The organism is Mesorhizobium sp. WSM4983 (genome assembly GCF_029625765.1).
Lineage (GTDB): Bacteria > Pseudomonadota > Alphaproteobacteria > Rhizobiales > Rhizobiaceae > Mesorhizobium.
The window spans coordinates 98096-110261 of record NZ_JARTVM010000007.1 but is presented as its reverse complement, the minus strand read 5'-3'; the positions used below and the strand labels follow the sequence as shown (position 1 = coordinate 110261).

Annotated in this window: 12 protein-coding genes and 1 other RNA gene; 4 read left to right on the top strand and 9 right to left on the bottom strand. The window is 63.6% G+C overall.

Features of this window, described 5'->3' with window-relative positions; translation table 11 throughout:
* Positions 1-11: 11 nt before the first annotated feature.
* From P9254_RS19705 to ffs, 7 genes are all read right to left on the bottom strand, one after another.
* The gene (locus P9254_RS19705; RefSeq protein WP_127247617.1) at positions 12-1649 is read right to left on the bottom strand and encodes an ABC transporter substrate-binding protein; all 1638 of its coding nucleotides are present in this window, start codon (positions 1647-1649) and stop codon (positions 12-14) included.
* A gap of 275 nt (positions 1650-1924) precedes the next feature.
* Positions 1925-3199, bottom strand: coding sequence for a lytic murein transglycosylase (locus P9254_RS19700; protein WP_278057270.1), 1275 nt, complete (start codon positions 3197-3199; stop codon positions 1925-1927).
* A gap of 184 nt (positions 3200-3383) precedes the next feature.
* The gene (gene recR / locus P9254_RS19695; protein WP_095782873.1) at positions 3384-3989 is read right to left on the bottom strand and encodes a recombination mediator RecR; all 606 of its coding nucleotides are present in this window, start codon (positions 3987-3989) and stop codon (positions 3384-3386) included.
* A 121-nt stretch (positions 3990-4110) separates the two neighbouring features.
* Positions 4111-5100 (bottom strand): cell wall hydrolase, encoded by a 990-nt coding sequence (locus tag P9254_RS19690; protein WP_278052525.1) that lies wholly within the window; start codon positions 5098-5100, stop codon positions 4111-4113.
* A 216-nt stretch (positions 5101-5316) separates the two neighbouring features.
* Positions 5317-5640, bottom strand: a complete 324-nt coding sequence (locus P9254_RS19685) for a YbaB/EbfC family nucleoid-associated protein (protein ID WP_066996259.1) — start codon at positions 5638-5640, stop codon at positions 5317-5319.
* Between the two features lie 92 nt (positions 5641-5732).
* Complete coding sequence (locus tag P9254_RS19680) at positions 5733-7544, bottom strand: DNA polymerase III subunit gamma/tau (protein ID WP_278057269.1); 1812 nt, start codon at positions 7542-7544, stop codon at positions 5733-5735.
* 106 nt (positions 7545-7650) lie between these two features.
* Positions 7651-7747, bottom strand: an RNA gene (ffs, locus tag P9254_RS19675) — signal recognition particle sRNA small type.
* 180 nt (positions 7748-7927) lie between these two features.
* Between ffs and P9254_RS19670 the strand changes: the two genes are divergently transcribed.
* Genes P9254_RS19670 through P9254_RS19660 form a run of 3 tightly spaced genes read left to right on the top strand, consistent with a single transcriptional unit; the run spans position 7928 to position 9638 of the window.
* A complete protein-coding gene (locus P9254_RS19670; RefSeq protein WP_066996253.1) occupies positions 7928-8347 on the top strand; it encodes an HIT domain-containing protein in 420 nt (139 codons plus the stop codon).
* A 39-nt stretch (positions 8348-8386) separates the two neighbouring features.
* Complete coding sequence (gene nudC / locus P9254_RS19665) at positions 8387-9328, top strand: NAD(+) diphosphatase (protein ID WP_278057268.1); 942 nt, start codon at positions 8387-8389, stop codon at positions 9326-9328.
* Positions 9329-9338: 10 nt separating this feature from the next.
* Entirely contained in the window at positions 9339-9638 is a 300-nt protein-coding gene (locus P9254_RS19660; protein WP_278057267.1) for a Dabb family protein, read from the top strand.
* Between the two features lie 12 nt (positions 9639-9650).
* Here the strand turns inward: P9254_RS19660 and P9254_RS19655 are convergent, their stop codons facing one another.
* Entirely contained in the window at positions 9651-10514 is an 864-nt protein-coding gene (locus tag P9254_RS19655; protein WP_066996244.1) for a prephenate dehydratase, read from the bottom strand.
* A gap of 26 nt (positions 10515-10540) precedes the next feature.
* Positions 10541-11269 carry a 3-deoxy-manno-octulosonate cytidylyltransferase gene (locus P9254_RS19650; RefSeq protein WP_278057266.1) on the bottom strand — a complete coding sequence of 243 codons (729 nt, stop codon included), beginning with the start codon at positions 11267-11269 and terminating at the stop codon, positions 10541-10543.
* 191 nt (positions 11270-11460) lie between these two features.
* On the opposite strand from P9254_RS19650, the gene P9254_RS19645 reads away from it, so the two are divergent.
* Positions 11461-12162 carry a c-type cytochrome gene (locus tag P9254_RS19645; protein ID WP_095799305.1) on the top strand — a complete coding sequence of 234 codons (702 nt, stop codon included), beginning with the start codon at positions 11461-11463 and terminating at the stop codon, positions 12160-12162.
* Positions 12163-12166 lie beyond the last annotated feature (4 nt).

The following is a 12166-nucleotide window of genomic DNA, read 5'->3' as shown; positions in this document are numbered from 1 at the left end:
GTCCGAAAGCGCTATTCCTTCGAGACCGGCCAGACGAAGTTGGTGTCGAAGCTCGGGCCGAGCTTGAAGTCCTTCAGGTTCTTGCGCAGCCCCGCCACCTCCAGCTGCTGATGGATGATGACGAAGGGGCTGGTGTCGAGGACCTTCTTCTGCAGGTCCTTGTACATGTCGGCGCGCTTGGCGGAGTCCTTCTCGAGCAGCGCCGCCTCGGTTTCCTTGGTCAGGTCCGGAATATCCCAGGCATTGCGCCAGGCCAGTGTCTTGATCTTGGCACTGTCGGAATTGTCCGGGTTCGAGGCGAAAGTCTGCGCGTTGGAGTTGGGATCGAAATAGTCCTGGCCCCAATTGCCGATATAGATGTCGTGGTTGCGGGCGCGGTATTTGGTCAGCGTCTGCTTGCCGTCGCCGGGGATGATCTCAAGCTTGATACCGGCCTGGCCGAGCGTCTGCTGGATCGATTCCGCCATGCCGGTGGTCGGCTGGCCGGTGCGCACGTCCATGGTCACTTTGAAGCCATCAGCCAACCCGGCCTTTGCCAGCAGCTCCTTGGCCTTGGCGACGTCGAGCTTGAACGGATTGTCGTCGATCGCGCCGAGGTCGCCCTTGGGCAGGAAGGACTGGTGGATCTCGCCGATGCCCTTCAGGATGGTCGAGGCCATCGCATCATAGTCGATGAGATATTTGAACGCCTGACGCACCTCAGGCTTGGCGAGGTTCGGGTTCTTCTGGTTGAGGCTGATGTAATAGACCGTGCCCTTCGGCGCGCTTGTCGTGGTGAGATCGGCGTTTTTGGAGATGGCATCGAGATCGTTCGGTTCCAGATTGCGGGCGACATCGATGTCGCCGGCCTCCAGCGCCAGGCGCTGCGCCGAGCTCTCCTTCATGTTGCGGTAGATGACGCGGGCGAGCTTGGCCTTCTCGCCATTGTAATTGTCGTTACGCTCCAGCACGACAGCCTCGTTGGCGCGCCATTCGCGCAGCTTGTAGGGGCCAGAGCCGGCATAGCCGGTCTTCAGCCAGGCGTTGCCGAAGTCGTTGTCCCATTTGTAGTCGGCGCTCGGCGTGACGGCGGCGACATGCTCCTTGACCAGCTTGCTGTCGACGACCGAGGCGACGGTGGCCGACAGGCAGTTCAGCACGAAGCTCGGCGCATAGGCCTTGTCGACAACGAACTGGAAGGTGGTGTCGTCGACCGCTTTCGCCTTCTCGGTGACATTGTCGCCACTGATGCCGAACTGATTGATGATGAAGGCCGGGCTCTTATCGAGCTTGATGGCGCGCTCGAAGGAATAGGCGACATCGGCCGCGGTGATCGGATTGCCGGAGGCGAACTTCATGCCGGGCTTGAGCTTGAAGGTATAGGTCAGGCCGTCATCCGAAACGCTCCAGCTTTCGGCGAGATCGCCCTTGACCTTGGAAGTATCGTTGAGGTCGAGGCGGACCAGAAGATCATAAGTATTGCCGGTAACCTCGGCTGTCGACAGCTCGAACGCTTCGCCCGGATCCATCGAGATGATGTCGTCGATTGCGAAACCTTCGACCAGCGTGTCGGCAGGCGTGACCGCAAAGGCCGGCACCGCGAGCAGCGCCGACATCGCCACACCCGCGAGCAAGCCACGAGAGCGAAGAGCAAACCTTTCCAGCATCATGGTAGTCGTTCCCTGTTTTGTTGATTGTTGACCTGAGTTCCCGGCTCAGGGTTGCAGAATTCCTTGGGACCGATCGACGGCCCACCGACCTTACCGTCGTGGTTTTTGTCCAGTTGGTCAACACCCTATTCGGCGGCGTTCGAACCCGCAACGCGCATTTTTCGAGACAGCTTATTGGGCCAGAATGGGCCACCGCGAGTCGACCCAGGCGCCGGCTAGCCGAAGCCGTCGATTGGGAAAAATCTGCCAAATCTTGGCCGCTTGGAAGTCGCCCGTCATTTCAGCTGCGCGACCAGGTTCGCGTCCGGAAAGCAGGTGGCGGCCTTCCCGTTCTTCGCTTGCCAGACGCCGATCGAGCGGCGTGTCTTGAAGCCGGGCAGGCCGTCGGCACTGCCGACATCGTAGCCCTTGGCCTCCAGCGCCTGCTGGAGGGCAGCGATATCGGACCGGTGGAGATCGCCCACCCGCCCCCAGGTACCGGCAAAGGTGGCGTCGCCTTTGGCGATGCGATCGGCGGCGTGGCCGATGAACAGCGCATAGAGATCGCTGGTGTTGTATTGCTTCAGCACATAGAAATTCGGCGTGACGATGAAAGCGGGGCCGCTGCGTCCGGCCGGCATCAGCAGGAAACCCTCGGCCTTGAGTTCACTGGCCGGAAACGCCTTTCCGTCGGCGCGCCTGATGCCCATCGCCACCCAGTCAGAAATCTTCTTACCCTGGTCGGGTCCTTCGAGCGCGCAGGAGACGTTTGCCGGCGCAATCACCTCGGTCCCCCAGCCGCGCCCCCTCACCCAGCCATAGTGGACAAGATAGTTGGCGATGGAGGCGAGCACGTCCGGCGTCGAATTCCAGATGTCGGGCCGGCCGTCGCCGTCGAAATCGACGGCATGCTTGAGGAAGGACGTCGGCATGAATTGCGGCTGGCCGAGCGCGCCGGCCCAGGAGGACTTCATCGCATTGACCGGAGCGAGCCCGCGCTCGACGATCTCTAGTGCGGCCAGCACCTCGGTGCGGAAGAAATCCTTCTTCGTCGACATGAACGCCTTGGTGCCTAGCACCTCGAAGGCGTCGTAGGGCATCTTGGCGGCGCCGAAGCCGGTCTCGCGACCCCAGATCGCCAGCACGATCTCGCCAGGCACGCCGTAGCGCTTCTCGATGAGCCCAAGCACGCGGGCGTTGGCGCTCTCGCGCGACCGTCCTCCGCCGGTGACGGCCCGAATGGTCTTCTCGGCGAAATAATTGGCGGGCGGACCGAACTCCGCCTGGTGCTGTTTTTGCGGCGTCGCCGGCTTCTCGCCGGGCATGACGAGATCCGGCAGTTTCAGGTTCGGCTTCACGCCGATGAAGGCGGCGTCGAAGGTCTTTTTGGAAATGCCTTTGGCCTTGGCCTCGGGCCAGAGGTCGTTTTGCAGCCAGGCCTGGAATTGGTTGTCGATGGGCGTGGCGCGAGCGGGCAGGGTGAGGAGGACGGCAAGCGCCGCAAGGAAAAATGCGAAGCCGAATTTGGAAAAGCCGCGTTCTGTCGCGCCCCCCTCTGTCTTGCCGGACATCTCCCCCACTTGGGGGGAGATTGGCTGTTTCGGTGCCCCGCCTCTTCCTGCGACCTTGGATAGTGGCGAAAGCCGGCGTGACGTCTGATCTCCCCCCTTGCGGGGGAGATGTCCGGCAAGACAGAGGGGGGTGGGACGGAGTGCGGCCTTTCCGGGAAAAACGCCAGTCACCAATCCCCTCCCCTCAAAACGCCGTCCTCGAGCGCAGCGCCGCGGCAAGCGTGCCTTCGTCGAGATAGTCGAGTTCGCCGCCGACCGGGACGCCATGCGCGAGCCTAGTCACCTTGACCTCGAAACCCGAGAGCTGATCGGTCAGGTAGTGCGCCGTGGTCTGGCCCTCGACGGTGGCGTTGACGGCAAGGATCACCTCCTTCACCTCGCCGCCGGCGACACGGTCTACCAGCGAGCGGATGTTGAGCTGGTCCGGGCCGATGCCGTCGAGCGGCGACAGCGTGCCGCCGAGCACGTGATAGCGCGCGTTCATGGCGGCGGCGCGTTCCAGCGCCCAGAGATCGGAGACGTCCTCGACGACGATAAGCGTGCCGGCATCGCGGCGTGGATCGGTGCAGATCATGCACGGGTCGGAGGTGTCGACATTGCCGCAGGTCGAGCAGATGCGCACTTTATCGGCCGCCTCGCCCATGGCTGCGGCTAAAGGCTCGAGCAGCTGCTCCTTCTTCTTGATGAGATGGAGAGCCGCGCGCCTTGCCGAACGCGGCCCGAGCCCCGGCACCTTGGCCAGGAGCTGGATCAGGCGTTCTATCTCTGGACCGGCGATTCTTTTCGACATCGCTCTGATCTAGAGCAATTCCGGGAAAAGTGCGAAACGGTTTTGAGAGCGCTTTGGTGACATCCGCAACAGGAAATGATCCGCCATGCCGTCAAGGCGGATCATTTGATGGCGGGTTGGCTCAGTAGGCTTCGAGCGGCCGGGACTGGCTGACAATCAGCGCGCCGATGGCGTCGGTGTTCTCAGGCGTCGACTGGAATCCCATCGCCGCTTCCTGCGGAGCGCTCGGAACGGAGGTGATGTAGCGACCTTTCAACGTGCCGCCGAAGCGGGAGGCGTCGGGCTCCTCCATCGGCTCCTGCATCGCCACCATGATCGGCTTCGCCGTGACGCGGCCGGCCTTCTGCCCTGGCGCGGCGGAGGCCGTCACATAGGTCTGCTGGGCAGCAACGGTTGTGGTCTTGGCCGGAAGCGCTGGCGCGGCAGCCGCGGTCGTAGCGGCCTGCTTGGCCGGATCAGCGTGAACGATCGTCTTGACCACCGGCTCGGCGGAAGCGACGAGGACCGGAGCGGTGGGGTCGGTCTTCTGCGACTTGCCGGAGGCCATGGCGAGCATCGGCTCATCCGGCAACGGCTGCCAGTTGCGGCCGCGCTTCTCATAGAAGGCATTGCCGCCGGCCACCATCGTGTAGTGCATGTTCTTGTAGGGGAAACGCAGGCCGGCGGTGTGGAAGAACATCGTGTTCTTGAGCTTGGCCTTGCGCTCGCCTTTCAGCACTGCCTCGGCGGCTTCCTCGACATCTGGCAATGCCCGCGAATTCATCGGGCGCGTCAGCACGCCCGGGGCGAACTGGCCCTTTTCGCCGACGACCTCGCAGATCGTGCTGCCATGCTGTCCCGAGCGTAGCCGGTTCATCACGACCGTGCCGACGGCGATCATGCCGTCACGGCTCGACCGGTTGGACTCGAAGAACATCGCCCTTTGCAGGCACTCCTTGTCCTTCATCGAGTATTTATAGGAACGCGAGCTGAGGAAGCTCGGGGTGACGGCGTCGGTCAGGCTCGCCACCGACATGCCATGTGAAGCGGTCTGGCTGCAGCCGGCCAGGAGCAAGGGGGAAGCGGCGATGCCGATAAGCAGCAGCGGCGTCTTCCATCGCGTCGCGATCAACAAAAAAGCCTCATTTCCAGATGCCAGCCCGCCCCGAGATGTGGCAAGAATGAGACTCTTTCAGGCAAAAAGATGGCTAGATGGTTAGCAACCTCTGGACTTGGGTAAAACTTTATGAATGTCGCGAAATGAGCCCGTGAGCATGCCGGCAAAATGGTTAATATTGCGGCCCGGGCTCAATTTTCGTTCACCATCAATTAACTGGTGGCAGATGCCTTAGAACGGCAATTTCATTCCGGGCGGTATAGGCAAGCCCGCAGTCAATGCCTTGGTCTTTTCCTGCATGACCAGCTCGACCTTATTTTTGGCATCATTGTGAGCGGCCAACAGCAAGTCTTCGAGGATCTCCACCTCGTCGTCCTTCAGCAAGGACGGATCGATCTTCAGCGCCTTCATTTCGAACTTGCCGGTCAGGGTCACGCTGACCAGGCCGCCACCCGCCTGCCCAGTGGCTTCCAGGGTGGCGATCTCATCCTGCATGGCCTGGAACTTGGCCTGCATTTCCTTTGCCTTGCCCATCAGGCCGAGAAGATCCTTCATCGTGAAACTTCCTCTTATTGGAATCTACGTTAACGCGAATATGATCTTGACCGAAACCGGTCCGTACTCTTTCCCTGACGCGTTCGTCAGCTCTAAATCTCTTCGTCGTCGGCAGCCGGCTCAACCGGCAGGTCGGCGTCAGCGCCTTCCGCTTCCGGCACATCGGGAATGCGCACGTCGATGATCTTGGCGCCGGGAAAGCGGGCGAGGATGGCGGCGACGGTCGGATCGCTCCTGGCATCGGAGAAGGCGTTCTCGCGCTTTGTCGTCTCCATCTCGGCCAGCGTCTTGCTACCCTCTTCCTTCGACAGCGAGACCAGCCAGTTGCGGCCGGTCCAGGCACGCAGCTTGGAGGTCAGGTCGTTGAGCAGCATCTTGGGCGCATCGTCGGTCAGGCTGACGTCGATGCGGCCAGGCTCGATGCGCACCAGCCGCACGCAGCGCTTGACCAACACCTTGAAGGCGATGTCGCGGTTGGCATCGGCCAGGGCCGCGATGTCGGCCAGCGACTTCACCGGAACGGCCGGTGTTTCGATGACCGGTTCGGGCGCCGGGACGAAGGCGGCGGGCGCGGGCTGCATCTCGACCAGCCGCATGGTCTGCCCTCCGCCGTTAGAGGCCGGCATCCGCGCCGGCGCCACGGCATTTGTGCCGCCGCCACTGCTTGCCGGCGCTCCATTGGCGCGCGGAGCGCCATTCGGCACAGGGGCCGCCCCCTCGAGCGATTTCAGCGCTTCGTCCAGCGTCGGCAGGTCGGCGGCGTGCGCCAGCCGGATCAGCACCATCTCGCCGGCGCTGACCGGACGGTTGGAGGACTGCACCTCGGGAATACCTTTCAGGAGCATCTGCCAGGTTCGCGAGAGCACGCGCACCGACAGCGTGCTCGCAAATTCGGCGCCGCGCCGCCGCTCGTCCTCGGAGAGCGAGGCATCATTGGCCGCGGCCGGCACGAACCGCAGACGCGTAACGAGGTGGTTGAATTCCGCCAGGTCGGTGAGCACCGCGGCCGGATCGGCGCCGGTATCGTATTGTGCGCGGAATTCGGACAAGGCCGCCGCAACATCGCCCTTCATGACGTGCTCGAACAGGTCGATGATACGGGCGCGGTCGGCCAAGCCCAACATGGCGCGAACGGCGGCGGCGCTGACGGTGCCGCTGCCATGGGCGATCGCCTGATCGAGGATGGAGAGCGAATCGCGTGCCGAGCCCTCGGCGGCCCGCGCAATCATCGCCAAAGCCTCATCATCCACGGAAATGCCTTCCTTCGCGGCAATCGAGGAAAGATGCGCGACGAGCGCGCCGGCATCGATGCGCCTCAGGTCGAAGCGCTGACAGCGCGATAGAACCGTGATCGGCACCTTGCGGATCTCGGTGGTGGCGAAGATGAATTTGACATGCGGCGGCGGCTCTTCCAGCGTCTTCAACAGGCCGTTGAAGGCCTGGGTGGAGAGCATGTGCACTTCGTCGATGATGTAGACCTTGTAGCGGGCCGAGACCGGCGCGTAGCGGACGCGGTCGATGATGTCCCTGATGTCGTCGATGCCGGTGTGGGAGGCCGCGTCCATCTCGATGACGTCGACATGGCGGCCTTCCATGATCGCCTGGCAATGCTCGCCGGGGGTCGAAAGGTCGACGGAGGGCTGGTCGACGATGGCGGTTTTATAGTTCAGGGCGCGTGCGAGAATGCGCGCCGTCGTCGTCTTGCCGACACCGCGCACGCCGGTCAGCATCCAGGCTTGGGCGATGCGGCCGGTGGCGAAGGCATTGGTGAGCGTGCCGACCATCGGCTCCTGGCCGATCAGTTCGGAGAAACTGGAGGGGCGGTATTTGCGCGCCAGCACGCGATAGGCGCCGGCCTTTCCTGTCTCCAGGCTTTCTGGCCCCGAATTTCCGGCTTCGCTCATTCGCCGTCAAAAGCTCCAAGGACCGCGACGGAAGGCGGCCGATTCCTGCGCATAGTCTGGCCCGCACGGCTCGGCGCCGTCAATGTCGCGGGAGAAAGGCGAAGAGGCGGGAGGCTGGAACAATGACCCGTTCCGGGCTCGTTAGGGCTGCTTCCTTCCGGACCTGACCCGGTTGGCGAGTGGATCGTCCACCACCAACCTCCCAAGCTCCATATCGGCAATTCAGCGGCGAAATGCAAGGGTCGTAGTGGATCACCGGCCAGGCCATGCGGTGCAGACGACCTTCAAATCCGCAGGAGCGGTCAATGATTCGCTTGCAGCCACCTTGCCGTCGCTCTAGCGTTCAGGGTTTGAAGCATTCTCGAAAAGTGAGGGAAACGCCCATGCTGCCTGGCCTAAAGGCCGGTTTCACACTGGACGCCCGATTGGAGGCGGACAGTGAGCAGCTCATGTGGCTCGGCCTGTGCGAGCTCCGGCTGATGAACGATCGCCGCTGGCCGTGGCTGGTCCTGGTGCCGCAGCGGCCGGGCGTGGAGGAAATCCACGACCTGACGCCGCTCGACCAGACGATGCTGACCTTCGAGACCAATATGGTGGCGCACGCGCTGAAGCGGGTGACCGGCTGCACCAAGATCAACACCGGGGCGCTCGGCAACATCGTGCGCCAGCTGCACGTCCATGTCATCGCCCGCAGCGAGAGCGACCCCGGCTGGCCAGGGCCGGTCTGGGGGCATGGCATGCGCGAGCCGTATGAGCGCTCCGACATCCGCCGGTTTGCCGAAAAGATCAAGGCAGCGCTATAAGCCCATCAGTGTCCACCCCGCGCTTTCCTCGAGTCTCCTATGAACTTTCGTCTGTTTGACGCGCCTTTGCGCGAGCCGAGCCAATTCGTCGGTTTCGCCGGCAACCGGATCGATCGGCAATCGGAAAACCGCGCCGACGACGCGGTCGAGAAGGCGCTTGGCGAGCGATCGGCGCGGCTGATGCTGATGCATGGCGGCAGGCTTTATCTGAAGCTCGACGACGGCAAATTCGACCCATGGTTCGAGGCGGCGGAAAGCGAGGCCTTCGAGGTTTCGCTCGACGGCGGCGTGCTGCTCGGCCTCTCGGAGAGCGGCCCGGTGCTGGCGGTGCCCGCCGGGATCGAACCGGAAAATCTGCCGGAAACGGTGAAGGCGATCGACTACCGCTCCGTCTATATGCAAGGGCTGATCGACGAAGCGGCGGCCGGTGCGCTGGCGCAAGGCGCTGCGCTGCTGGCCTGGCATGCCAGCCACGCTTTCTGCAGCAAATGCGGCAATCGCTCGGAGATGCGCGCCGGCGGCTACAGGCGGCATTGCCCGGCCTGCGGCACCGACCACTTCCCGCGCACCGATCCGGTGGCGATCATGCTGACGGCGACGCGCGAGAAATGCCTGCTCGGGCGCGGCCGGCATTTCGGGCCCGGCATGTATTCGGCCCTTGCCGGCTTCATCGAGCCCGGCGAGACAATCGAGGCGGCGGTGCGCCGCGAGACGCTGGAGGAGGCCGGAATCCGGCTCGGCCGCGTCGTCTACCACGCCAGCCAGCCCTGGCCGTTCCCCTATTCGCTGATGATCGGCTGCTTCGGCGAGCCGCTCAACGAGGACATCCAGGCCGACCTGAACGAGCTCGAAGACTGCCGCTGGTTTTCGCGCGATGAGGTGCGCTCGATGCTGGAGAGAACGCACCCCGGCGGCCTGATCACGCCGCCGAAAGGAGCGATCGCCCACCACCTCATCCGCGCCTGGGTCAACAGCGAATAGGAGCCGAGAAATGATCCGTCATACCGTCGTGTTCACGCTGAAGCATCCGCCGCATTCGCTGGAGGCGAAGCGGTTCCTCCACGATGCCAAGAAGATCCTGACGGGGATCAAGGGTGTGACGCATTTCGAGCAGCTGCGCCAAGTGAGCCCCAAGAACGACTATCAGTTCGGCTTCTCGATGGAGTTCGCCGACCAGGCTGCCTACACCAGATACAACGAGCATCCCGACCACGTCGCCTTCGTGCGCGACCGCTGGCTGCCTGAGGTCGAGGCGTTCATGGAGATCGACTACGTGCCGCTGGGCTTTTAGCGCGACCCGGGCCTAATCGGCGACCTTCCACTGCTCGCGCGACGCGCTTGCCGGATAAACGCCGAGAATGCGCATCTCGCGCGAGAAGAAGCGCAATTCGTCGAGCGCCAGTTTGACCAGCGGATCATCGGGGTGGCCCTCGATGTCGGCATAAAACAGCGTCGCTGTGAAAGCGCCGAGCTGGTAGCTCTCGAGCTTGGTCATGTTGATGCCGTTGGTGGCGAAGCCGCCCATGGCCTTGTAGAGCGCGGCCGGCACGTTGCGGACGCGGAAGATGAAGGTGGTCATCATCTTGGCTTCCAGCGAGGGGCGCTCGGCCCATTGCTTGTTCTTGGTCAGCACGACGAAGCGGGTGACGTTCGAGTCGGTGTCCTCGACATTCTTCTCGATGATGTCGAGGCCGTAGAGCTCGGCGGCAAGCGCAGGCGCAAGTGCCGCCATCGTGCGGTCCTTGACCTCGGAGACCATCTTGGCCGATCCCGCCGTGTCGCCGGCGACAACCGGCTTCCAGCCATTCTTGCGGATGTATTTGCGGCATTGGCCAAGGGCATGGATATGGCTGTGCACGCTTCTGATCTCTTCGCGTTTCACGCCCGGCAGCACCATCAGCTGGAAATGGATGGGCAGGAAATACTCGCCGACGATGTGCAGGCGCGATTCCGGCAAAAGATGATGGATGTCGGCGACGCGCCCGGCAATCGTGTTCTCGATCGGGATCATGGCGAGCTCGGCCTTGCCGGTCTCGACCGCGTTGAAGGCGTCTTCGAAGGTGGGACAGGGCAACGGCTCCATCGAGGGGAACATGTTGCGGCAAGCGGTATCGGAATTGGCGCCCGGCTCGCCCTGGAAGGATATTCTGTTGGTCTTTTCAGGCATGCGCCAAGGTCTCGCTTACGGATGTCTCAGTTTGAAAGAATTTGCCTGGCGCGCTCGAGATCGTCGGGCGTGTCGACGCCGAGCGGCAGCGACCGGACGATCTCGGCATCGATGCGCATGCCGGCTTCCAGCGCCCGCAGCTGCTCCAGCCGCTCACGGCGTTCGAGCGGCGACGGCTTCAGCGCCACGAAGCGTTCCAGCGCTGTCCGGCGGTAGGCATAGAGGCCGATGTGGTGATAGAGCGGGCCCTCCCCCCACGGCGCCGTGGCGCGCGTGAAATAGAGCGCCTTCAGCCTTGTCGCCGAGAGCGGCGAGCCGACGATCTTGACCACGTTCGGATTGGTCCTTTCCTCGTCGCGCACAATCTCGACGCCGAGCGTGGCTATGTCGACCGACGGGTCGGCGAAGGGCCGCAGCGATGCGCCGATGATCTGAGGATCGATGGTCGGCAGATCGCCCTGGACGTTGACGATGGTTTCGACCTTTTTCTCCGGGTCCAGCAGGGTGAGGGCCTCGAAGATGCGGTCGGATCCCGATTCGTGGTCCGCGCGCGTCATCACCGCCTCGAAACCGTGATCCCTTACCGCCGAGGCGACCGCTTCGGTGTCGGTCGCCACCACCACACGGCCGAGCCCAGCCTCGGCGCCGCGGCGGGCGACATGGACGATCATCGGCGCGCCGGCGATGTCGGCCAGCGGCTTGCCCGGCAGGCGCGTCGAGGCCATGCGGGCGGGGATCAGGATCAATGTCGACATGGGACTTCTGGGACAGCCGGGGAAGCGGATGGAAAGTGGCAAAACGTCTCACTGGAAGCGCCCTTATAGGTGTTGCAACGACGAAGCAAAAGACCTAGTTTCCGCGCGATTTAACGGGCCCGTTGGGGCCTTCGCTATACCGACGGACGGAGTGGACGGGACGGTCCGCCGGAAAAGGGAGCAAGGGGCGTATGGATTCCAACGAAGTCAACAAGCTGCTCGCCGGATTCCTCGGAACCTGTTTCGTCGTCTTTTCCGTGGGCATCGTTTCCGACGGGCTGTTTGCCTCCCCCGCTCCCGAGAAGCCGGGCTTCGCCATCGAGGCGGCCGAGCCGGCCGAAGGCGGCGGCGCTGCCGCGCCCGCGGCCGAAGCCAAGCCGATCGCCGACCTGCTCGCGACCGCCAATGCCGAGACGGGCGCCGCCATTTTCAAGAAGTGCCAGGCCTGCCATTCCGGCGAAAAGGGCGGCCCCAACAAGGTCGGTCCGGACCTCTGGGACATCATCGATCGCCCCGTCGCCGAGCATGAGGGCTTCGCCTATTCGGCCGGCATGAAGGATTTCTCCAAGGGCGGCGCCGAGAAGTGGACCTACGACAACCTCAACCACTTCATCAACGCGCCGAAGAAGTTCGTGAAGGGCACGGCGATGGGCTTTGCCGGCCTGCCGAAGGATGAGGACCGCGCCAACGTGATCGCCTATCTGCGCACGCTGTCGGACAATCCGAAGCCGCTGCCGCAGCCGGGCGCTTCGGCGGAAGCCAAGCCCGCCGAAGGCGCCGCCGCGGCGAAGCCGGCCGCAGGTACGGCACCCGCCAAGCCGGCCGAAGGTGCGGCTCCGGCAAAGCCGGCCGAAGGTGCCGCCCCGGCCAAGCCGGTCGCGCCCGCGCAATAAACAT

What these genes read in the sequence shown, in the direction of transcription:
- P9254_RS19705 (WP_127247617.1), bottom strand. Translation starts at nt 1,649, where the DNA reads ATGATGCTGGAAAGGTTTGCTCTTCGCTCTCGTGGCTTGCTCGCGGGT.
- P9254_RS19700 (WP_278057270.1), bottom strand. Translation starts at nt 3,199, where the DNA reads ATGTCCGGCAAGACAGAGGGGGGCGCGACAGAACGCGGCTTTTCCAAA.
- recR (WP_095782873.1), bottom strand. Translation starts at nt 3,989, where the DNA reads ATGTCGAAAAGAATCGCCGGTCCAGAGATAGAACGCCTGATCCAGCTC.
- P9254_RS19685 (WP_066996259.1), bottom strand. Translation starts at nt 5,640, where the DNA reads ATGAAGGATCTTCTCGGCCTGATGGGCAAGGCAAAGGAAATGCAGGCC.
- P9254_RS19680 (WP_278057269.1), bottom strand. Translation starts at nt 7,544, where the DNA reads ATGAGCGAAGCCGGAAATTCGGGGCCAGAAAGCCTGGAGACAGGAAAG.
- P9254_RS19670 (WP_066996253.1), top strand. Translation starts at nt 7,928, where the DNA reads ATGCTGCCTGGCCTAAAGGCCGGTTTCACACTGGACGCCCGATTGGAG.
- nudC (WP_278057268.1), top strand. Translation starts at nt 8,387, where the DNA reads ATGAACTTTCGTCTGTTTGACGCGCCTTTGCGCGAGCCGAGCCAATTC.
- P9254_RS19660 (WP_278057267.1), top strand. Translation starts at nt 9,339, where the DNA reads ATGATCCGTCATACCGTCGTGTTCACGCTGAAGCATCCGCCGCATTCG.
- P9254_RS19655 (WP_066996244.1), bottom strand. Translation starts at nt 10,514, where the DNA reads ATGCCTGAAAAGACCAACAGAATATCCTTCCAGGGCGAGCCGGGCGCC.
- P9254_RS19650 (WP_278057266.1), bottom strand. Translation starts at nt 11,269, where the DNA reads ATGTCGACATTGATCCTGATCCCCGCCCGCATGGCCTCGACGCGCCTG.
- P9254_RS19645 (WP_095799305.1), top strand. Translation starts at nt 11,461, where the DNA reads ATGGATTCCAACGAAGTCAACAAGCTGCTCGCCGGATTCCTCGGAACC.